The organism is Pedobacter sp. 22163, assembly GCF_052045595.1.
Classification (GTDB): domain Bacteria; phylum Bacteroidota; class Bacteroidia; order Sphingobacteriales; family Sphingobacteriaceae; genus Pedobacter.
On the sequence record NZ_JBQEPM010000001.1, the window covers coordinates 292,224 to 314,593 of the forward strand.

The 22,370-nt window shown below is 38.1% G+C and carries 21 protein-coding genes; 10 read left to right on the forward strand and 11 right to left on the reverse strand.

The features are described 5' to 3' along the window. Positions 1 to 644: 644 nt before the first annotated feature. Positions 645 to 1,865: a sterol desaturase family protein gene (locus tag ACTJKN_RS01285; RefSeq protein WP_440821965.1), complete on the reverse strand. Its 1,221-nt coding sequence runs from the start codon at positions 1,863 to 1,865 to the stop codon at positions 645 to 647. Between the two features lie 163 nt (positions 1,866 to 2,028). On the opposite strand from ACTJKN_RS01285, the gene ACTJKN_RS01290 reads away from it, so the two are divergent. From ACTJKN_RS01290 to ACTJKN_RS01310, 5 genes are all read left to right on the forward strand, one after another. Beyond that, complete coding sequence (locus tag ACTJKN_RS01290; RefSeq protein WP_440821967.1) at positions 2,029 to 2,787, forward strand: ROK family protein; 759 nt, start codon at positions 2,029 to 2,031, stop codon at positions 2,785 to 2,787. A gap of 85 nt (positions 2,788 to 2,872) precedes the next feature. Continuing rightward, positions 2,873 to 4,288 carry an NADP-dependent phosphogluconate dehydrogenase gene (gene gndA, locus ACTJKN_RS01295; RefSeq protein WP_230141514.1) on the forward strand — a complete coding sequence of 472 codons (1,416 nt, stop codon included), beginning with the start codon at positions 2,873 to 2,875 and terminating at the stop codon, positions 4,286 to 4,288. A gap of 29 nt (positions 4,289 to 4,317) precedes the next feature. Beyond that, the gene (gene zwf / locus ACTJKN_RS01300; protein WP_440821969.1) at positions 4,318 to 5,832 is read left to right on the forward strand and encodes a glucose-6-phosphate dehydrogenase; all 1,515 of its coding nucleotides are present in this window, start codon (positions 4,318 to 4,320) and stop codon (positions 5,830 to 5,832) included. A 105-nt stretch (positions 5,833 to 5,937) separates the two neighbouring features. Continuing rightward, a complete protein-coding gene (gene pgl / locus ACTJKN_RS01305) occupies positions 5,938 to 6,663 on the forward strand; it encodes a 6-phosphogluconolactonase (RefSeq protein WP_440821971.1) in 726 nt (241 codons plus the stop codon). 5 nt (positions 6,664 to 6,668) lie between these two features. After that, entirely contained in the window at positions 6,669 to 7,022 is a 354-nt protein-coding gene (locus ACTJKN_RS01310; protein WP_440821973.1) for a DUF5655 domain-containing protein, read from the forward strand. 338 nt (positions 7,023 to 7,360) lie between these two features. Here the strand turns inward: ACTJKN_RS01310 and ACTJKN_RS01315 are convergent, their stop codons facing one another. The 3 genes from ACTJKN_RS01315 to ACTJKN_RS01325 all read right to left on the reverse strand — a co-directional run bounded on the left by ACTJKN_RS01315 (position 7,361) and on the right by ACTJKN_RS01325 (position 11,032). Then, on the reverse strand, positions 7,361 to 8,242 hold the full coding sequence (locus ACTJKN_RS01315) for a Ppx/GppA phosphatase family protein (RefSeq protein WP_440821975.1): 882 nt from the start codon (positions 8,240 to 8,242) through the stop codon (positions 7,361 to 7,363). Continuing rightward, a complete protein-coding gene (gene ppk1 / locus ACTJKN_RS01320; protein ID WP_440821977.1) occupies positions 8,242 to 10,302 on the reverse strand; it encodes a polyphosphate kinase 1 in 2,061 nt (686 codons plus the stop codon). The genes ACTJKN_RS01315 and ppk1 overlap by 1 nt, the downstream gene beginning before the upstream one ends. Positions 10,303 to 10,402: 100 nt before the next feature. After that, positions 10,403 to 11,032 (reverse strand): hypothetical protein, encoded by a 630-nt coding sequence (locus tag ACTJKN_RS01325; RefSeq protein WP_440821979.1) that lies wholly within the window; start codon positions 11,030 to 11,032, stop codon positions 10,403 to 10,405. 76 nt (positions 11,033 to 11,108) lie between these two features. On the opposite strand from ACTJKN_RS01325, the gene ACTJKN_RS01330 reads away from it, so the two are divergent. The 4 genes from ACTJKN_RS01330 to ACTJKN_RS01345 all read left to right on the forward strand — a co-directional run bounded on the left by ACTJKN_RS01330 (position 11,109) and on the right by ACTJKN_RS01345 (position 14,588). Next, on the forward strand, positions 11,109 to 11,600 hold the full coding sequence (locus tag ACTJKN_RS01330) for a YajQ family cyclic di-GMP-binding protein (protein WP_029275247.1): 492 nt from the start codon (positions 11,109 to 11,111) through the stop codon (positions 11,598 to 11,600). 118 nt (positions 11,601 to 11,718) lie between these two features. Then, positions 11,719 to 12,171: a GNAT family N-acetyltransferase gene (locus ACTJKN_RS01335; RefSeq protein WP_440821981.1), complete on the forward strand. Its 453-nt coding sequence runs from the start codon at positions 11,719 to 11,721 to the stop codon at positions 12,169 to 12,171. Between the two features lie 52 nt (positions 12,172 to 12,223). Next, entirely contained in the window at positions 12,224 to 12,820 is a 597-nt protein-coding gene (locus tag ACTJKN_RS01340; protein WP_440821983.1) for a DUF4142 domain-containing protein, read from the forward strand. A gap of 154 nt (positions 12,821 to 12,974) precedes the next feature. Further along, positions 12,975 to 14,588 (forward strand): S8 family peptidase, encoded by a 1,614-nt coding sequence (locus ACTJKN_RS01345; protein ID WP_440821985.1) that lies wholly within the window; start codon positions 12,975 to 12,977, stop codon positions 14,586 to 14,588. A gap of 144 nt (positions 14,589 to 14,732) precedes the next feature. Here ACTJKN_RS01345 and ACTJKN_RS01350 read toward each other — a convergent pair whose 3' ends face one another. From ACTJKN_RS01350 to ACTJKN_RS01360, 3 genes are read right to left on the reverse strand one after another with little or no spacing between them, the layout of a single operon-like run. Then, complete coding sequence (locus tag ACTJKN_RS01350) at positions 14,733 to 16,856, reverse strand: xanthine dehydrogenase family protein molybdopterin-binding subunit (protein ID WP_440821986.1); 2,124 nt, start codon at positions 16,854 to 16,856, stop codon at positions 14,733 to 14,735. A 2-nt stretch (positions 16,857 to 16,858) separates the two neighbouring features. Then, on the reverse strand, positions 16,859 to 17,842 hold the full coding sequence (locus ACTJKN_RS01355) for an FAD binding domain-containing protein (RefSeq protein ID WP_440821988.1): 984 nt from the start codon (positions 17,840 to 17,842) through the stop codon (positions 16,859 to 16,861). Then, on the reverse strand, positions 17,839 to 18,462 hold the full coding sequence (locus ACTJKN_RS01360; RefSeq protein ID WP_440821990.1) for a (2Fe-2S)-binding protein: 624 nt from the start codon (positions 18,460 to 18,462) through the stop codon (positions 17,839 to 17,841). Before ACTJKN_RS01360 ends, ACTJKN_RS01355 begins: the two co-directional genes overlap by 4 nt. A 175-nt stretch (positions 18,463 to 18,637) precedes the next feature. Between ACTJKN_RS01360 and ACTJKN_RS01365 the strand changes: the two genes are divergently transcribed. Next, positions 18,638 to 19,288: a YceH family protein gene (locus tag ACTJKN_RS01365; protein ID WP_440821991.1), complete on the forward strand. Its 651-nt coding sequence runs from the start codon at positions 18,638 to 18,640 to the stop codon at positions 19,286 to 19,288. Between the two features lie 300 nt (positions 19,289 to 19,588). On the opposite strand, the gene fabF is transcribed toward ACTJKN_RS01365, so the two are convergent. From fabF to ACTJKN_RS01385, 4 genes are read right to left on the reverse strand one after another with little or no spacing between them, the layout of a single operon-like run. Next, positions 19,589 to 20,839 (reverse strand): beta-ketoacyl-ACP synthase II, encoded by a 1,251-nt coding sequence (gene fabF, locus ACTJKN_RS01370; RefSeq protein WP_440821993.1) that lies wholly within the window; start codon positions 20,837 to 20,839, stop codon positions 19,589 to 19,591. An 11-nt stretch (positions 20,840 to 20,850) separates the two neighbouring features. Beyond that, the gene (locus tag ACTJKN_RS01375) at positions 20,851 to 21,069 is read right to left on the reverse strand and encodes a DUF2798 domain-containing protein (protein WP_440821994.1); all 219 of its coding nucleotides are present in this window, start codon (positions 21,067 to 21,069) and stop codon (positions 20,851 to 20,853) included. A 14-nt stretch (positions 21,070 to 21,083) separates the two neighbouring features. Further along, positions 21,084 to 21,854 (reverse strand): SDR family oxidoreductase, encoded by a 771-nt coding sequence (locus ACTJKN_RS01380; protein WP_440821996.1) that lies wholly within the window; start codon positions 21,852 to 21,854, stop codon positions 21,084 to 21,086. A gap of 12 nt (positions 21,855 to 21,866) precedes the next feature. Next, positions 21,867 to 22,352: a PaaI family thioesterase gene (locus ACTJKN_RS01385; RefSeq protein WP_440821998.1), complete on the reverse strand. Its 486-nt coding sequence runs from the start codon at positions 22,350 to 22,352 to the stop codon at positions 21,867 to 21,869. Positions 22,353 to 22,370: the final 18 nt, after the last annotated feature.

Consider the following 22,370-nt stretch of genomic DNA (forward strand, 5'->3'; position numbering starts at 1 on the left):
ATACAAACTAAAAAACTAAAGCGTTTTAGTCTACTCTTAAAAAAAGTTCGGCTTTTCTTTTGGTGATTATCGGGACTGCTTTGCTTTACATGCAGAACGCATTGATGCCACGAAATCTGTTGAGTAAAATTTTTGATCATAATTATTATAGTATATCCGGTTAGTAATAGGGTTCATATGTGCGATTTATTTTGTCCGGATTTGCGGGCAAAGTAAGCCTGTTTATGTTAAAAATATATTAAGCAAACATTAACGTATTGAAAAGCAGCCTAAATATATTGCGATTCGTTTAGTTTTACTTACTATATATTTCGTTAATTAAAATTAACAAAACAAATCGAAACTAAAAACAATAAAATAAATCAGCAAGAAATATTTTTTAATTGAATGTTTAAACAGACAGAAATAACGATGATCGTAAGAAGAATAGAATAAGCAAGTTATTCCTAAAAAAAGCAAAAATGGCTTTATTAATAATGTATAAAGAAAAATAAGGCGCCAGCAGATTAAATCATCAACACAAAAGCACCACGTAATAATTTTATTACAAGGTATGTTAACAGGAAAATAAATAGAGCAACAAAACGAAACATCGCGTTGTAACATTTATATATCAACCTAAACCGAAAGATAAAGAAACATAACTAACCTGCCTTTGCGTACTCAAATACATGCTTCATGTAAAGTTTACGTAAAGAGAATGTCCGTTCAAGCGCAATTAAGATAATCACCGGAAATATTAAAAAACCAAGCAGGTTAAAAGCGTAGAAAAAATAGCCAAAAATTAATATGAACCTGAAACATTCGAGGTAATAGATCCATTTACGTTGTTCCAAAAGTGCGCCAATGTTGATTAAAGTGAGTAAGATAAAGATAAGTATTGCAGCTTTATTAAATGAGGTTAAAAAACTGTAAAATAAGGTAGTACCAGTAAGCATTGCAACTATTGCTACCAACTGTATATTTAAATAGTTTTTAAACTTAGGTTTAGCAGCTCGTTGTATTTTATTTTGAAAGTAACGCTCTTCTAAAATGGGCCGGATGTTTTGATCCATCAACGCTGGGCTCCCGAACACGGCATTCCATTTGGCCTTAAATCCATTTGCACGCTTGTACGCCTCTCCTATTTCTAAATAGTAGTGAAAATGTTGCCATAGAAAACTATAACTTTTAATAGGATGTGTTAACCCATATTTAGGCGCCTCTTCTTCGGCCTGAAAAGTACCAAATAATTTATCCCAGAATACAAAAACATCGCCATAGTTTTTATCGAGGTATTTTTCGTCAGAAGCATGATGAACACCATGCAAAGAAGGCGTGATGAATATATGCTCCAGCCAGCCCAGCTTACCGATTAATTGTGTATGCGTAAAAAATGAATAAGCTCCATGAGCCAAAAGTATGGTAATAATCATACTAGGATGAAAACCGATTAATGGTAATATACACCAAAACACATTGCGAAAAATGGCTTGAATGGTCGTAATCCTCGCAGCCGCCGATAAATTAAACTCTTCGCTTTGGTGATGAACGATATGTGCAGCCCACAAAAAATTAATTTCGTGGCCGAGTCTATGATACCAGTACCAAACAAGATCTGTCGACAAGAGCAATAATATCCATACATACCATTTTGTAGAAATATCGAAAATCGAATAATTTAAATACACCCAATCGTACACCTGATAAAAACTCGCCGCAATAAATAAGTTCAATAACCTTTCGGCAATACCTACACTAAAATTTGCAATCGTACTTTCATATTTAAATATTTTCGCTTTTTTTTGGTGCTGGGCGATCCTAAACTCAATAAATACAAAAATAAAAAATGCTGGAATGGCAAATGCAAGGTAGTTTACCGTCATAACTTTTGTGGTCTTTTTTAGTTTAACGGAACAAACTTAAATATATTCTATTAAATACATAGATTTTATAGAATATATTATTACACCTAAATTACTCCGATCTTCATTTAATGTTTGTTGTTTTAATTTATTTGTAGAACTTCGAAATTATAAATACACAATTATGGCTACAGATAAAAAAGCTGAAAACAACAATATATTATCTATTGATATAGGCGGTACAAGCATTAAAACGGTTCTTTTGGATGAAAGCGGAAATATGCTTACCGAATATCTAAAAAGCAAAACCCCGCCCGAAGCTACTCCAAAGGATATTGTTTCTGGAATTATAGAGTTGATTAAGCCTTTTCCTGTTAGCTATAACCGCGTATCGATCGGTTTTCCAGGATATGTTAAAAACGGAATTGTTAAAACCGCCCCTAACCTGGCAAAAAACAAATGGACAGATGTTGATCTCGCGCAGCGTGTTGCTAACGAGTTAGGTAAATCGGTACGTTTGGTAAATGATGCCGATCAACAAGGCTTAGGTGTGGTTGAGGGCAAAGGCTTTGAAATTGTTTTCACAGTAGGTACGGGTTTTGGAACGGCTTTACTATTCGACGGAGAATTACTGCCGCATTTAGAACTCGCCCATTTCCCGATCAACAAGGAAGAAGATTATGATGATTATATCGGAAATAAGGCTTTCGAAAAGATTGGAACTGAACGCTGGAATAAAAGGCTCAAAAAAGTAATCGAAATCTACAAAACGGTTTTCAATTATGATACCTTATATATTGGTGGTGGCAATTCCAAACAAATAGACTTTAAACTGGAAAGCAATATTAAAATTGTAACCAACAGAGACGGGATTAAAGGCGGTGCAAAACTTTGGAAACTGGCCGACAAGTACAACATCTTTACTGTTGAGCCTAAAAAATAATAATCTTTATTACAATCTTTTAACAACAATAGCTGCAATATTAATTTGTAAATCCTAATTTTGGGTGCATTATAAAAAATAAAAAATGGCAAATAACGATTCAAAAAAATATAAATTGGGAATGATCGGTTTAGGCACAATGGGCCGGAACTTATTATTAAACATGGCTGATAAAGGCTTCTCTGTAACAGGTTACGATAAAGACAGAAAAATGATCTCGAAACTTGAAGAAGAAGGCAAGAAACACAACTTAGAAGGATTTGACGATATTGAAAGCTTTATTTCTAGCTTACAAACACCACGTACATTAATCTTATTAGTACCAGCCGGACCAATTGTAGATAGCGTTATTGCAGAACTAAAACCACTTTTAAGTAAAGGCGATATTATTATCGATAGTGGAAACTCACATTTTACCGATACCAACCGCCGTGTCGACGAACTGGAGAAAGATGGTTTACATTTCTTCGGAATGGGTATTTCTGGTGGCGAAGAAGGTGCACGTTTTGGTCCGAGTATGATGCCAGGTGGCGATAAACAAGCTTATAACGTAGTTAAAGATGTTTTTGATGCTGTAGCTGCAAAAGTTGGAACCGATCCATGCGTAACTTACATTGGCCCAGGTGCTTCTGGCCACTTTGTTAAAATGGTACATAATGGAATTGAATATGCCATTATGGAGCTTATTGCTGAAGTTTATGGCATTCTTAAAAATGGCTTAGGCTATTCAAACGATGATATATACAAGGTATTCAAAAAATGGAACGAAGGCAGGTTACAATCTTTCTTATTAGAGATTACTGCCGAAATTTTTGTTTTTAAAGATGCTGAAACTCAAAACGATCTTTTAGATCAGATCAAAGATGAGGCACGTTCAAAAGGTACCGGAAAATGGACATCAGAGGTTTCAATGGAACTTCAATTACCTGTACCAACCATTAATGAGGCTGTTTCTAACCGCGATTTATCTAAATTCAAAAAGCTAAGGGTTTCTTTAGAAGAGGCTTTTGGCAAAAAAGACACCAAAATAGCTGTTACTATTGAAGAACTGGAAGATGCATTTTACTTCTCTATGATCAGTGCTTATGCACAGGGTATGCATTTACTGGTTCAGGCTTCAAAAGAATACCAATACGATTTACAGTTACAGGAAATTGCTAAAATCTGGCGCGGTGGCTGTATCATCAGGGCTAAATTTTTAGAAGATATTTATCAGGCTTATGATAAAAACAACGCTTTAGAACATTTATTTGGCGATGCCGGTATCCAGAATATTATCAAAGGTACTTTAGCTGGTACACGCAAAACAATTAGTGCATGTATCAATTCCGGTTTGGGTATTCCTGCATTTGCGTCTACCCTAACCTATTTCGATACCATTACCACAGCTAGAATGCCTTCTAACTTAATCCAGGCACAAAGAGATTTCTTTGGAGCACACACCTTTGAGCGTATCGATAAAGATGGTGTTTTCCATGCTGATTGGAATAAATTATCATAACCTATTAGATTCACGAACAAGAACATAAAATGAAAACCAAAACCGCATTAAACCCTACCATTTTTGTAATATTTGGTGGAACAGGTGATTTAAACAAAAGAAAATTAGCACCTGCCCTATATAATTTATTTATTGAGGGTTACATGCCAGATAAATTTGCAATTATTGGTACAGGCAGAACCGAATTTACCGACGATAGCTACAAAGCTGCTTTAGAAGATGCTGTAAACCAGTTTTCGCGCAGCGGAAAAGTAAAAAAAGAGAAATGGGACGATTTTGCAAAGACAATGAACTACTGTCCTACCGATTTTGCCCAGCCAAAAACTTTCGAAAACCTAAAAGGAGCTGTAGAAAAATACCAAAAAGAATTTGGAGCCGGAACACAGGTAATTTTCTACCTGGCAGTTGCACCTAATTTCTTCCCGATTATTGCTGAATGTTTGCAGAAATATAAACTTACGCAAGACGAAGACAATAGCCGTATCGTTATTGAAAAACCTTTCGGTCATGATTTAGAATCAGCAAAAGAGCTGAATACATTATTGAGCACTATTTTTACAGAAAAGCAGATCTATCGTATCGATCATTATTTAGGTAAAGAAACCGTACAAAACATGATGGCTTTCCGTTTTGCCAATGCATTGTTCGAGCCGTTATGGAACAGGTCTTATATCGATCACGTTCAAATTTCGGTAACCGAGCAGTTAGGCGTGGGCGATCGTGGAGGTTATTATGAAGGTTCTGGTGCTTTAAGAGATATGATTCAGAATCACCTGTTGCAATTGCTTTGTTTGGTTGGAATGGAAGCGCCAATTAATTTTGATGCCGATGAAATCAGGAACCGTAAGGTGGAGGTTTTAAGAGCAATGCGTCCTTTTTCTGCTGAAGATATCCGTTTCCATACTGTTCGGGGTCAATATAGTAAAGGTTGGGTTGAAGGTAAGGAAGTTCCTGGATACCGTCAGGAAAAAGGTGTTGATGCACATTCTAATACCGAAACTTTTGCTGCTGTTAAATTCCATATCGATAACTGGAGATGGCAAGGTATTCCTTTCTATTTAAGAACTGGAAAACGTTTGAACCAAACTTCATCTTTAATTACCATTCAATTTAGAGATGTTCCGCATCAGATTTTCTCATCAGGTGTAACCGAAAACTGGCAACAAAACAGGTTGGTCATCAGCATACAGCCAGAAATGAGTATCCGTATGCAGGTGCAGGCCAAAAGACCTGGATTGGATATGGTATTAAACCCAGTTGATATGGTGTTTGATTATAAAGGAACTTACGAGGGCGATACACCAGAAGCTTACGAAACTTTATTATTGGATGCCATGATGGGCGATCAAACCTTGTTTATGCGCGGCGATCAGGTAGAAGCAGCATGGGAACTGGTCATGCCGATTTTAAATACATGGGAAAGCAAAAAATCAATCAACTTCCCTAACTACCCTGCCGATAGCTGGGGACCAGAAGAAGCTGAAGCACTTATTGCAAGAGATGGTTTCCACTGGTTTAACTTGCCATTGAAGAATAAGGAATAAATTTTTACCCGGGTCGTCACCCTGAATTTATTTCAGGGTCTTGTTCAAGATAGATGCTGATCCCGAATATTCGGGGCAGCATAACGGCTCTTATTAGTTACAAAAATGAATTTACTCATATACAAAACATTAGAAGAACTGAATCAGGATCTGGCAGATTATGTAATTAAAATTGCAGAAATGTCCATTGAAGAAAACGACCGTTTTAATTTCGTATTAACTGGCGGCAGTTCTCCTAAAGCACTTTATCATCTTCTGGCTACAGAAGGTCAGCACAGAATTGATTGGGGAAAAGTATACTTCTTCTTTGGTGATGAGCGCAACGTTCCGGCCAATGATGATAACTACAACGGATTAATGGCTAAAAAAACAATTCTTGATCCATTAGGCATTAAAGAAGACCATATTTTCTACGTTGATACCACTTTGGCTCCAGAAAAAGCCGCTATCGAATATAAAAAAGCAATCGATAAACACTTTAACGGAGAAGATCTAATTTTCGATTTAATCCTTTTGGGTATGGGCGATGATGCACATACGGCTTCGATTTTCCCACACACCACTTTGGTTAAAGATGAAGAAGTAAATGTGGCTTCCGTTTATGTAGAGAAATTGGATACGTATCGCATCAGTTTTACTGCACCGTTAATCAACAAAGCCGATAATGTAGCATTTTTGGTTTTTGGAGAGAATAAAGCCGAAGCTTTAAAACATGTTATTGGCGATGAGCAAAAAGATGTTGCAACTTATCCTTCCCAGTTAATTGATCCGATTGACGGAAAATTAACCTGGTTTACCGATGAGGCCGCAACAAAATTATTAGAAGATTAAAAATTATGATGTCTGAAGAAAAACATTTATCAGACTTTTTAAACGGAAAAACGGAATATACCTTAGGGTTATTCCGTTTTTTTGTTGAGCAATTGACCGAATTAGGAGAGATAAATCTCAGACCTACAAAATCCATGATTGCAATCGAATCAAAAACCAATTTTGCATACATTACACAATTGGGGAAAAACTTTATTCATGTGGTTATTCCTTTCAATCAACCTTATGAAAACAATCTTTGCTTTACTAAGATTGCACAGGTGCCAGGAACGGATCAATTTAACCACCATTTGAGGATCTTCTTTAAAGAAGACGTCAATGATGAAGTGAAAAGCTTTTTAAGGATGGCGATGGAGTGAGCTACGTGACCCAGAAAATAGTTGCTGTTGGATGTTACCATCCGACAGTTTAATAAAAATATTTTTTTTTGTCAGATGGAAACATCTGACACCACCACCAAATCGATTAAACAAAATACGTCACCCTGAACTTGTTTCAGGGCCTATAGTGCGCTGTAGTAATTTTCAAGACCAAAGATCCTGAAACAAGTTCAGGAGGACGATCCTTGTAGGATTACCCTTAGGGGTGCTGTTGGATGTTACCATCCGACAGTTTAGTAAAATAAATTTTTGTGTCAGATATTTCCATCTGACACAAAATATTGGCCGTCATTGCTGACGTTCACAGGTAAAAGTCTCTAATCCAATTTCTCTTCAATCAACAATTTAATAATCCCATCGGCCATCCCCACTTTAGGTACATAAATCTGTTTTATACCAGTCCACTTCATTAAGGTTAAATAAATCTCACAGGCCGGGATAATTACGTCTGCACGGTCGGGGTTTAAGCCCAGCGTATTAATTCTTTCTTTCAATGAATAACTGGTTAATTTATTATACATCGAATTTAGCTTCTGCAACGATAAAGGCGCATTTTCTTTCTCATCCGACATGCGAAACAATTTATTGATATTGCCACCTGTACCTATACCAGCCAAATGTTTATATTCTTTTGTATGCTCTTTTACCCAATCTTTCATTTCATCCCAGGTTTCTTCCTTGTCCTGGTTGTCGAGCATCCTGATCGTACCTATATTAAAAGATCTCGATGCTTCCGGAGCACCTTTTACAAAAACCGACAGTTCGGTACTACCTCCACCCACGTCAATATATAGGTAATTTTTATTTTCATCTAACTCTTCTTCAATATGGTTAGCGTAAATAATATTCGCTTCCCGCTGCCCCTCAATAATCTCTAAAGTAACGTCGGCTTCCTTTTTAATTAGCTTCACAATATCTTCTCCATTACGGGCCTCGCGCATGGCAGATGTAGCACAGGCCAAATATTCTGAAACATGATAAACATCCATCAGATTTTTAAAAGCAGTCATGGTTTTTACCAGATCTGCAGATTTTTTCTCCGAAATATATTGATCCAAGAATGCATCATCTCCCAACCGGAGCGGCACACGTATAAGGGTGTTCTTTTTGTACTTATATTTTCCGTCTTGTTTGCTAATATCAGCAATGAGTAACCTCACCGCATTCGAACCGATATCTATAGCTGCGTATCTTAACATTATGATTGATGCTTGGTTTTTAAATAGTTGTAGATGTCTACCTGCGCCCTTATCTTTTTACTTAATCTGTTTTTATGGTATTTATTATTGTTCAAAGCATTGATCTGCCTCGATTTGGTATTATCCTGCAGTTGCAGATCGATAATATCCTGTATCTCCTGTTTCACATCATGATCTAAAACCGGGAATCCTACCTCTACACGGTGTTCGAAATTTCTGCTCATTAAATCTGCAGATGATAAATACATGTCGTTTTTACCGTTATTACCAAAAATATAAACCCTGGCATGTTCCAAAAACTTATCGATAATACTAATGGCGGTAATATTTTCACTAAAACCCTTTACTCCAGGTACCAGACAGCAGATACCACGGATAATCAGCTGAACTTTAACCCCGGCATTGCTCGCATCGTAAAGTTTGGCAATAATCCCTTCATCAGCTAAACTATTTACCTTTAACATGATGTAGGCCAGTTTGCCCTGTTTAGCATTCCTGATTTCGCGGTTAATAAAATTGACCAGTTTCGATCGGCTCTCCAGCGGCGAAACAATCAGGTGTTTAAATCCCTTCGTTACAGTACGCTTGCTCAACGCATCAAAAAGTTTTACCAGATCGTTGGTAATCTCTTTCTTTGCGGTGAAAATACTATGGTCGCAATATAAACCTGCGGTTTTCTCGTTAAAGTTTCCTGTTGCTAAGTTTGCGTAGTAAACTGGCTTATCTTTTTCAATCCGTTTAACCAAACAAATTTTAGAGTGTACTTTGTAGTCGGTTAAACCGTAATTTACCTTAACACCCTCCTCCATTAAGCGGCTGGTCCAGTAAATATTAGCCTGTTCATCAAAACGGGCTTTAAGTTCTAATAAAACAGAAACTGCTTTACCATTTTTGGCAGCATTAATTAATGCATTGATTACTTTTGAGTTTTCGGCTAACCGGTATAAAGTAATCTGTATTTCGGTTACTTTCGGATCAATTGCAGCTTCACGCAAGAACAAAATAATATAGTCATACGATTGGTAGGGTAAATTCACTAAATAATCGCGCTGGGCAACTTTATTGAACATACTTTGGGTTCTGTGCAAATCGTGTACCTTCAGAGGCACATTCGGCGGATATTCCAATTCCTTTTTACCTACATTCGGGAAGGCAATAAAATCGCCAAACTTATGGTAACGGTTACCCGGAATTAAACTTTCAGCCTCAAGCTTGAGTTTATTCACCAGCACAGTAAGCATGTTTAAGGGCATAGCCGAATCGTAAAGCAAACGCATTGGTTTCCCTTTTTTGCGCTTCTCTAAACTGCTTTTTAAATCCTCAATAAACTTATCATTAATGTTTTTGTCAATATCCAATTCGGCATCCCGTGTTAACTGGATCGAATAAGCCTCTAAATTATCGTAAGAGAAAACATAGAATATATCGTCTAAACAATACCTGATAATGTCTTCAGCCAGAATTATAAATTTTAGATCGTTTGTTTCTGGCAGAACCAAAAACCGCGGCAAATTAGGCGGAATTTCAATGAGCGCATATTTTTCTTTAACTTTTGTATCCTTTTTAGAAAGTTTAACAAAAAAATATAAATACCGGTCTTTCAATTCTGGAAAGGGTTTATCCATATCCAGCATAATCGGAACCAGATTAGATAAAATCTTATCCCTGAAATGATTTTTAACAAACTCACCCCTGCTTACATTCAGCTGGGTATCGTTTAAAATAAAAATTCTGTTTTGAGCAAGCTCGTTTATTAACGTAGCCTGGAAAAGCTGTTCGAATTTTCTTTCCTGTTTTACAACAATATTTTTAATCTCATTCAGAATTTTCTTTGGATTAAAACCCAAAAGTGCTTTAGCTTTATCGTTCAGATTGGTTAGCCGGGTCATGGTGGCCACACGCACACGGTAAAATTCCTCTAAATTTGAAGAAAATATAGATAGAAATTTAATCCGTTCAATCAGCGGAACTGTTTCATCGGCAGCTTCTTGCAGTACACGTTCGTTAAAGTAAAGCCAACTGATTTCGCGGTTTAAAAAAGGGATCTTCTTATTGCTCATTTAAAAAAATAAAAAATCCCTGCCAAAACAGGGATGCTCAAAACTGCACATTAATTTGTTAAATCGATGTTAATTCATTTACACGTTAACGTTAACAAATTTATTTTTTAGTAGGTATTTTCGTCTCTTTATTAACTGATGTAGCAGTTTTAGCAACCGTTTTTTTAACAACAGGAGCTGGTTTTGCAGGAGTAGCAGCAGGCGTTATTGCTTTTTTAACTACTGCAGCAGCTTTTGCTGGTGCTTTACTTGCTGTACTTGCCGCTTTTTTGGCAACTGTTGTGGCATCTTTTACAGCTTCATTTGCTTTTGCAACCGGTTTTGCCAATACTTTTTCTGCTTTTTCTTCTGTTTCTATTGCCGCAACCTTAATGCTCTGTACTACTGGTTTAGCCTTTGCAACGGCTTTTTTAACCACTTTCTGAGCAGTTTTTTCAGACTTACTTACCGCTTTGGCAACTGGTTTTTTCGCTGCTTTTGCTTTCTCTTTTGATGCATGTAACAAATCATCAATTTTCTGTCCCACATCTGCCTTTACAATGGTAAATTTTTTGGTTAATTTTTTAGCCACACGCTTACTTGCTTTCCCTACCTCCGTACTAATTTCCGATACATCATGACCTAAACTTTTGATCACATCCAAGAACTTATCCGTAATCGACTGCTCCAATTGTTTCTTCACTTCTTTTTTGGTGATCTTTTTTTGGGACTTCGGTTTAGTGGTTTTCATATTATTTTTCGTTTTTTTGTGAGGATGGATTAATTTCTATTAAATCTACTTATTTTTTTACTTTAAAGCTAAAACCATGCCTTCTTTTGATATTGTAAGTAAAGTTGATGCGCAAACATTAGACAACGCAATTAACAATGCTAAAAAAGAAATTCTTAACCGATTCGACTTTAACGGATCGAAAAGTACCATCGATCTCGATAAAAAAACAAACGTAGTAACCATCGTTACTGAAGATGATATGCGATTAAAAGCAATCGAAGGTTCCATTATCTCGCGGATGATGAAACAGAATTTAGATCCGAAAAGTTTAGATTTTGGCGATGAGCATCAGGCCTCCGGCAACATGATCAGAAAAGAAATCAGTATTAAAGAAGGATTAGATAAGGAAGCAGCAAAAAAGGTCGTGGCCAAGATCAAAGCCAGTGGATTAAAAGTTCAACCTGCCATTATGGACGATCAGGTTAGAGTAACCGCAAAAAAAATCGATGATCTGCAGGCCGTGATGAATCTTTGTAGAAATGAAGATTTCGGTCAGCCATTGCAGTTTATTAATATGCGCAATTAGAAAGCTTAAATGGTTAATAGGTTAACTGTGGAGAGGCTTAGAAAACTTAGCTAATTCTTTAAGTGGATTTTGAAAAAATTCACTCATTTAATCATTCAAAATTCAATCATTAATCAAAATGGAAATCAGCGAAAACGGTTTTATATTTTCCGATAAAAAAGAGCTTTTAGATCTCGAAGCCATACATCATTATTTAAGTGTAGAATCTTATTGGGCAAAAGGCATTCCTTTAGATACCGTAAAACGTTCTATTGAAAACTCACTTTGTTTTGGCATTTACAAAGGAACAGAACAGGTAGGTTTTGCCCGTTGGGTAACGGATAAGGCAACCTTTGCATGGCTTTGCGATGTATACGTGAAAGAAAGTTACCGTGGTTTGGGCTTATCAAAAAAGATGATGTCGTTTATGATCTTCCATCCGGATTTACAAGGCTTGAGGCGTTACCAGTTGGCTACTTTAGATGCACATGGCCTATATGAACAATTCGGTTTTTCGCCAATTAAAAATCCAGAAAGCCAAATGGGCATCGTTATTCAAAACGCATACAGTAAGGCATCAGAACAGATATAAAACCTTTTTTCAACTCTCTTGTTTTTCATACACATCAAAACATAGAGAAAACATGAAAAAGATATTTTTATTATCCACAGCTTTTGCCCTGGCGCTTTCATTTCAGGCTTGTCAAACTGCAGACAAGAAATCGGCAACCACAAAAGACAGTGTTGCTGGCGATACCAATATGGTAAATGGCAACCATGCTACAGGATCAGAAAGCACAGAATCGGGTGTTGATGAAGCGGGTGCAACTTTTTTAAGAAAAGCAGCAATTGGAGGTATCATGGAAGTTGAAGCCGCTAAGATTGCGCAGAAAAATGCAAAAAGTGCTGAGGTGAAAGATTTCGCCGCTAAAATGTTAACTGATCATACAAAAGCCAATACAGAATTGAAAGCTTTGGCTGTAAACAAAAAAGTAATCACCCCAGATGCATTGCCGGCCGAAGATCAGATTCATTTGGATGAAATGAAGAAATTGACGGGCACAGCTTTTGACAAACATTATATGGTTATGATGGTTACCGATCATGAAAAAACAGTAGCTTTATTTAAAACGGGGATGCAAAACCGCGATCAGGCAATTAAAAGCTGGGCAGGCAACACTTTAAGTGTAATCGAGTCTCATGATGAAATGGCGAAAAAAATCGTTGCCAGTATGAAATAAATAGAGGTCATTTTATTTTAAAGATGAAAATCCTGAAAATGAATTTCAGGATTTTTTTCGTTACCAAAATGTGTGAAAAACATCATTTTTAATACAATTTCTTCCAATAAAAAAATTAAAATTAACTTTCGCCGTTTAATACAAAAATACATAAATGAATAAGAGTAGAATTTTTAGCGCGCTGTTAAGTATTGCGCTTGTGAGTGCGGTACCAACTTTGGCCAATGCGCAAAAAGCCAATTGGCAAAATCTTGATCTAAAAAGTGATAGTACATTCGGAATCAGTACCGAAAAAGCATATAAAGAACTTTTAAAAGGTAAAAAATCTGTTAAAGTTATCGTAGCAGTTAATGATGGTGGCGTAGAAGCTACCCATGAAGACTTAAAACGAATTATGTGGGTAAATACCAAAGAGATAGCCGGCAATGGCAAGGATGATGATAAGAATGGCTACATCGACGATATAAATGGCTGGAACTTTATTGGCGGCCCTAAAGAATCTGTAAACTTCGAAACTTTAGAATTAACCCGTTTGGTTCGTCGCGATCAGGTCCGTTTTGCCAATACTACAGACGCAAATGTAGCAGAAAAAGATAAAAAAGATTTCGAAATTTTTAAAGCAGAAAGAGCCGACTTAGAAAAACAATTGGCAGAAGCCAGGGAAAATCTGGCAGGTATTACTGGTTTTAAAACAGCTTTAGACGCTGTAGTGAAGAAAATCGGTAAAGAAAACCCAACCATAGAAGATTTTAAAAACTTCAAACCATCTACAGAGGTTGAAGGCAGGATCCAAAATGTACTGAGCCAGCAATTAGAAAAAGGTAGCTTCAAAGATTTTTACGAAGATCAGATTGTAGAAGGACTGGATTACTATACGCGCCAGGTCAATTATAACTTAAACCTCGATTACGATCCACGCTCAATAGTTGGCGATGATCCAAACAACGTTAAGGAGAAATTTTATGGCAATAACGACGTTGCAGGTCCTGATGCCATGCACGGCACACACGTAGCCGGTATCATTGCTGCTGATAGAACCAACAAACTTGGTATTTTAGGTGTAGCGGATAACATTGCCATTATGGGTGTTCGTTGTACGCCAAATGGTGATGAAAGGGATAAAGATGTTGCTAATGCTATTCGTTACGCTGTTGATAATGGTGCAAAAGTAATCAACATGAGTTTTGGCAAGGCTTATAGCTGGAACAAAGCCATCGTTAATGAAGCTATGAAATATGCGGTATCTAAAGATGTATTGATCGTTCAGGCAGCGGGGAACGAAAATAAAAATATCGATGTAGAAAATAATTTTCCTAACCACAAAGATTTAGATGAGAAGACTATTGCATCATGGATTACCGTTGGTGCTTCAGGTCCTAAAGATGATGAAACACTAAAAGCCAGTTTCTCTAATTTCGGCAAAACTCAGGTAGATGTTTTTGCTCCTGGCGTTCAGATTTATTCTACCGTACCGGGTTCTAAATACAAAAATTTAGACGGCACCAGTATGGCCTCTCCTGTTGTAGCTGGCTTAGCAGGATTAATCCGCTCGTATTATCCAAAATTAACTGCGGCGCAGGTAAAAGAAATCATCGTTAAATCGGTTACCAAAGTTAACCATAACGTAGAGTATGCTAAAGGTGAAGAACCTGGTGCAGAAAAAGTTTCTATCCCATTCTCTGATCTTTGTATCAGTGGCGGAATTGTTAATACTTACAATGCATTAAAGTTAGCGGCAACTTACTCGGGTAAAGCGGTTGCGAAATAATTTTTCTGTTTGTCATTCTGAGCGAAAACGAAGAATCTTCATAAAAAATGCGTCCTGATATAAAATCGGAACGCATTTTTTGTTTAGAATATTTAGAGAAGTCAAGTTTTAAAAACTTGACTTCTCTGGATTTGAACGAAATAATTATACTAGTATCTTATCCGGCGTAATCGGCAATGTCCTGATCCTTTTTCCGGTAGCATTAAAAACAGCATTGGCTACAGCGGCAGAAAAACCGATCAATGCAATTTCACCCATTCCTTTTGCACCCATCGGATTAATGTAAGGATCGGGTTTATTGATAAAGTTAACATCAATTTCTGGCACATCGGCATTTACCGGAACATGGTAATCGGCAAAATTATTATTGATATATCTTCCATAACGGTGGTCGATAATAGATTCTTCGGTTAAAGCCATGCCAATACCGCCAACAGCACCACCGAGCATCTGGCTTCGGGCCGTTTTTGGACTTACAATGGTACCAGAATCGCCCACAGAAACGATTTTACTCACTTTTACTACGCCTGTAAGCTCATGAACCTTTACCTGTACAAAGTGGATGGAAAACGAATACATGGAGTAATTATCCCTTTCCTTTCCCCCCTGACTTTCTTTGGTTACTTCTATTTGCGGAAGATTATTCTTTTTTAAAACATCAACAAAATTAGCCGTTGCATCCATATTCGAATTTGCAGCCAGTTCCGCAATCGCAGATTTTAACGCTACACAAACATCATTAACTGCCGAACCTACTGTAGATAGCGTAGCGGAACCGCCCTGACTAGGCGCGGGCGGCAAAGAAGAATCACCCAATTCGAAAGTAATTTTATTTACAGGGATCTTCAGCAGTTTATTGGCGATTAAAGTCATGCCAGTTCCTGTTCCCGGGCCGATATCGCTTGTTGCACTTTGCAAAAGCAGCGATCCATCAGCCTTTAAAATGCCCTTCACACTAGCTTTACCTCTATTGGCGTTGAAAACGCCAATACTTACGCCATAACCTGTTTGCCATGGTCCTTCAATCAAGCTGCCTGGCTTATTTTTCCGGTTGCTCCATCCTATTTTTTCTGCCCCGATTTTATAAGCTTCTTTTATGTTTTTGCTCGAAAAGGGTTTGTTTTTCTGCTGATCGGTTTCAGGGTCGTTTTTTATTCTGAAATCCAATGGGTCCATATCAAGGGCATGTGCCATTTCATCAATAGCACTTTCAAGGGCAAAAGCTCCTGTAGCCTCTCCAGGGCCGCGCATCCATATTGGAACGCCAAGATCTACCGGAACAATGGCATAAGCCGTATTTACGTTATCGCATTGGTACATAAACTTCGCCATATTCACCACGCCTTCGGTAAAGTTCTCATAAGTTGAAGTTTCACCATAAGCCCTGTGTGTAATCCCTGTTAATTTACCATCTTTATTTGCGCCCAAACCAATGGTTTGTATCGCTGCCGGCCGATTACCAACCATGGTAAACATCTGCATCCTGGTAATCACCACTTTTACAGGTTTACCAATATGTTTAGAAGCCATTACCGTTGCAATTTCCAACGGCCAGGTGCGTAAAGCCATACCAAAACCACCGCCAACAAACTCCGAATTTACCTGAATATTCTCCATTGGAATTTTAAAAACATTTGCAATGGTGCCCTGAGTAGCTTTTACGCCTTGTGTTTTGGCATAAACAGTAAGCTGGTTATTTGGCCTCCAATCGGCGATAATTCCGTGCAGTTCCATCGGATTATGCGTTTCGATAGGCAGGAAATATCTTTCTTCGAGCTTCACCTCTGCTGTTTTATAAGCGTTTTCTATACCACGCTTATAGTCGGCCTGACCTTGAAGTTTTTTCGCTTTAGGATCTTTTAAAGCTTTTTCAAAATCGGTGTTAAAATCCTCTTTAGCATAAGTTGCTTTAACCAATGAAGCTGCATGAGTTGCCCTTTCGAAGGTATTGGCTACTACAATTGCAATCGGCTGTCCATTGTAGAAAATTTTGTCGGTATAAAAAATCTTCATCTGTGGACCACCTTCCTGCTCGTAAGCAGCTGCCGATGGCTTATTTAAATGCGAAATCACAGCAATAACACCTGGTGCTTTTTCAGCCGCCTTGGTATCGAGCGCTGTAATTTTTCCTTTGGTAATGGTACTGGTCACCAAAACACCATAGGTTAAACCTGGTAATTCGTATTCCGCAAAGTATTTAGCTTGCCCCGTAACTTTTAAAACTCCATCTACGCGGTCGTTGTCGTCTTTTAAAATTCTCTTTTCCATAACTAAGCTTTAGATTTTGCAAGATTCAACGCCTCGATTATTGTATTGGGTGCCAGTTTAAGTTTAAAGTCATTTCCTCCAAAACCTTTTGCATCCTTCATGGCTAGTTGGGCTGCCTGTTCAAAATTCGATAAGGTGGCTTCTTTTCCTTTTAAGAAATTTTCGGATGCTGTTAAACGCCAGGGTTTATGCGCTACTCCACCCATTGCCAAACGAATATCCGTAATTTTATTATTGCTGAGCTCAAATGCTGCAGCTACAGAAACGAGTGCAAAAGCATAAGAAGCCCTGTCCCTAACTTTAAGATAATGATAGTTTTTGGCTAGGTTATTTATAGGAATTTCTAAGCGGATAATCATTTCGTCTGATTTTAAGTTATTGTCTAACTGCGGCGTATCTCCTGCCAGGCGATGAAAATCTTTAAATAATATCTTACGTTCTCCTTTGGCACTGGCCACCACCACTTCAGCATCTAAAGCAGTTAATGCCACGCACATATCACTTGGATGAACGGCAATACATTTTTCTGAAGTCCCGAAAATGGCATGCATGCGGTTAAAACCTTCCATGGCACCACAGCCAGTACCGGGTTGGCGTTTATTACATGGCATTTCGGTATCGTAAAAATAACCACAACGGGTTCGCTGCATCATATTACCACCAACTGTAGCTACATTTCTCAATTGGGCAGATGCGCCCGCCTGTAAAGCCCAGGAAAGTAATGGTAGTTTCTCTTTGATCATCGCATTGTCTGCAACTGCCGAATTAGAAGCCAAAGCACCAATATGGATTTTATTTCCAATCTGTTCGATGTGTTTTAGCGGAACATGATTGATATCGATGAGTTTTTCGGGTGCCGTAACACCTCTTTTCATCAGATCGATCAGGTTTGTTCCACCCGCCAGAAATTTTGCGTTTTTATCTTTTACCAATAAGGCAATTGCTGATTTTGCCGTGGTTGTTCTTAAGTATTGAAAATTGATCATACCTTCTCGCCTCCTTCCTTAACTTCAATAATCGCATCAACTATATTAGGATAAGCACCACATCTACAGATATTTCCACTCATATATTCACTTATTTCTGCTCTCGAACTGGTATGCCCTTCGCGTACACAGGCCACGGCCGACATAATCTGACCAGGCGTACAATAACCACATTGGAAACCATCATGTTTGATAAATGCAGCCTGCATAGGATGCAAAGTATCGCCGTTGGCCAACCCTTCAATCGTGGTAATTTTCTTTCCTTCATTCATCACGGCTAAACTCAGGCAAGAATTTACCCGCTGTCCATCAACATGAACAGTGCAAGCGCCACACTGGCCATGGTCGCATCCTTTTTTAGTGCCTGTTAGGTGTAATTCTTCACGCAAATAATCTAAAAGCGTTACCCTGGGCTCAACCGTAGTTTGATATGCTTTATCATTTACTGTGAGTTTTAATGGGATTTTCTCGAAAAGTTGAGCGAAACGTTCATCGGCATTGCTTTCAGCTGCTTTAACCGCAACACCCGGCGTTAGTGCAATGGCTGTAATTACCGAACTTTTTTTGAGGAAATCGCGCCTGCTATCACCCTGATTTGGTTTCTGATCGGAAGATTTCATAATTGGATATTTGGATATTGGGATGTAGTCCTAAGTTCGTAATTCTAAAGTTCAGAATATAGTAATTCAGAAATTTAGAATTATTCTATCGAGTAATATTTTTGTATAACTCACTAGAAATAAATCATTAACAAAATAATTTTCAAAATGTTCAACCAATTTATACTTTTATAACATGGACAACGTAAAACCACTACCCGATTTATCAGCAGAAGAACAACGCGTTTTAGGCGCATTAATAGAAAAAAGCCGCACCACCCCCGATTATTACCCAATGACTTTGAACAGTTTAACTGCCGCGTGCAACCAGAAAAGCTCAAGAAATCCGGTGGTAAATTACGATGAGGAAACCATAACGTTAACACTAAATCAACTTAAAATAAAAGGTTTAATCTCCACTGCCACAGGAGGGTCAAGCCGGGCAACTAAATACAAACATAACCTTGCTATTGTTTATCCGCTAGTGCCTTCAGAGTTGGCCATTCTCTGCCTTTTACTTTTACGCGGACCATTAACACCTGGTGAAATCAATAGCAATTCGGGAAGATTATATGAATTTGAAAGCATAGAAGAAGTTTTAGAACAGCTTCAGAAACTATCTGATGAAGAACCTGCATTTGTAAAACAACTGGCAAAAAAAGCTGGTCAAAAAGAGGCCCGTTTTGTTCATCTTTTAGGCGAACAGGCCGAAACCACTTCAGAACCTGAAACCGAAACAATAAGCACCCCACAATTTGATCCTACTGAACTGGAAAACAGAATAGAGAAACTAGAACTGGAAATTGAAGAATTGAAAGAGCTTGTTAATTTATTGATGGATAAGTAATTGGTTCATTAGTTCATTAGGCATTGGTTCATTGGTTTCTAACCCATTGGCATAACCAAAAGCGATTGTCGGTCTGAGCGTAATCGAAGACCGTTTATTACATTTTCCGTGCTTCTATGTTTCCGTGGCAGAAAATTATTAGGCCTTAGCGAGACGCTAAGACCATTGTAAGATCTCACATAACAGATCTCTCCATTTCGTTGCACTCCAGTCGAGATGACACACGATTTAAGCCTACATGAAACAAAAAAAGTGCCAGGCGATTAACCAGGCACTTTGTAATAAATCTATAAAATCTGACTAAGCCTCATACTTTTTAAAAATAGTACTCGCGGTGTGGCCACCGAAACCAAATGTATTATTTAAAACATAATTGATCTCCTTTTTAATACTTTCTCCCAACACAAAATTCAATCCTTTTGGAATGTTTTCGTCAAGATTTTTGGTATTAATAGTAGGCGGCACCACATTATCTCTGATCGATAAAATACTGATTACACTTTCTACCGCTCCTGCAGCACCAAGTAAATGACCCGTCATTGATTTAGTTGCACCAATTACGACTGGCAAACCATTGAATAAAGTGTTAATCGCCTGTAATTCACTTAAATCACCCAACCCAGTTGAAGTGGCATGTGCATTAATATAATCGATTTTATTTGCACTAATTCCAGCATCTTTTAAAGCTTTTGTCATACCCAAAGCCGCACCAATCCCATCAGGAGGAGTTCCCGTTAAGTGATATGCATCAGCGGCCATTCCACCACCAATAATTTCGGCATAAATGTGGGCACCACGTTGTAAAGCGTGTTCTAAATCTTCCAACACCAATGCCCCTGCACCTTCGCTCATCACAAAACCATCTCTGTCGGCATCAAAGGGTTTAGAAGCCCCTTGTGGATCCTCGTTGTTTTTAGATAAAGCCTGAGCGGCATTAAAGCCACCTACAGAAGACTTGGTTAACGCCGCTTCAGAACCACCAGCAATCATTACACTTGCTTTCCCTAAACGAATGGTATCAAAAGCATTGATAATGGCAGTATTAGATGATGCACAAGCAGACACGGTACAATAATTTGGTCCTCGCAATTTATGGCGGATGGAAATTGCTCCTGCGGCAATATCGACAATCATTTTTGGAATGAAATAAGGATTAAACCTTGGTGTTCCATCACCTGCATGAAATTCTTCCAACTGCGCTTCAAAAGTACCGATCCCACCATTTCCCGTTGCCCAGATTACACCAACTTCGGCCAATTGATCATCGGTCATTGCAGTAAAATCTAATCCTGCATCCTTTATCGCCTGATCGCTCGAGCCGATTGCATATTGGGTAAAAAGGTCGTACTTTTTAATTTCTTTCTTCTCCAGGTATTCTTCAGGATTAAAATCCTTTACTTCGCCCGCAAAGCGGGTTTTGAATTTACTGGCATCAAATTTTGTAATGGGACCGATGCCGCTTTTTCCGGCCAATATCTGTTGCCAGAATTGCTCAACGGTATTACCAAGTGGCGTTATAGCACCTAAACCTGTTACTACTACTCTTTTCATTTTAATAATTTTTAGTCAATATTCTTGAATAAATAATCGACCAATGATTGTACGCGTGGGGCAATAATTAATATAGCAGGGATGGCTACAATGTAAGAAATACCCCATGATTTTAACCAAACTTTCATAAAGATCGCTGTAAATCCAAGATTAACACTTATGGCCGCGAAAGTAACTATTCCTGTAGTAAAAACCGCCATAATAAATGCAAATGCTAGCTTCTTTTTCATCCCTGCTATATTTTTTAATTCTGTACTGAATCAACCCAGGATTTTCTGTTGGCATTCATCACATCCAGGGCATCAACCGGCGACTGTCTGAACAATTCGTAAATTTTAGCGGTATCGCCCACCCTGATTTCAAATTCATCATTGGCCAAAGCAGCTAAAAGGTCTTCTGCAACAACAGATGGTTTAATGCCGTTATGACCGCCAATTTCTTTTGAGAATTCGGTATCCACCAGTGGTGGCATCAATTCAAAAACCTTAACAGCAGTCTCTTCTAAACTTAACCTTAACGAAGTGCTGTAAGAATGTAGTGCAGCTTTACTGGCTGCATAAGTTGGCAATGTAACTCCAGGAACATAAGCCACAATAGATGAAACGTTTACGATAGCTGATTCGCGCTGTGCTTTTAAAACAGGCAGCAATTTTTGATTGATCCTGATAATCGATAAATAATTGGTCAACATTTCATCTTCTGCATTGGCAAAAGCATCCTGATTGGGGTCAGCTAAATTATACAGGATTGCTCTCCCTGCATTATTGATCACGATATTTAAATGAGGAAAATCGGCTTTGATGCGGGCTACCAATTGATCTACATCCTCAGCCTTGCTCACATCAGAAAGAATGGTGGTTACATTTTGTAATGATGCAGCAGCTGCATCTAGTCGTTCCTGGTTTCTACCAGTAATAATTACATGATTATCTAAAGCAGTTAACTGTTTTGCAATTTCTAGACCGATACCAGCTGTTCCGCCGATCAATAAAACGGTATTTTGTGAAGTTTTCATTATATGTTTTTTTTAAAATTTTAAGATTAAACAAGTGCTCACCGCGTGAGCATAAACGCTATTATTTTCATCAATTAATTGCGCTTCTACCAAGGCGGTACGTCCACCAAGGTTGATCACCTTCCCTACGGTTTTGAGTTTCCCGGTTTGGATGGTAACGGCTTTCAGGAAATTTACCTTCAGCTCTAAAGTGGTATATCCTTTTCCGGCAGGTAAAAGCGAATGGACCGAACAGCCCATGGCCGAATCTAAAATAGCAGTGATTACCCCGCCATGTACAGTGCCAATTGGGTTGTAATGAAACTCCTGAGGTGTAAATTCGAAAACAATATTGCCTTTTTCGATCAGGCTTACACTAAAATCCAAGGTATGTAATAATGGCGGCAGCGGAAATTTATGATCGCTCATGGCCTGCAGATAATCAACACCATCCATCTGCATAGCTTCCTTCGCTCCTTTCATTGGGTCTTCCCAAGTTATTGTTCTGGTTCTTTTCATAATAAAATACCAATCGGT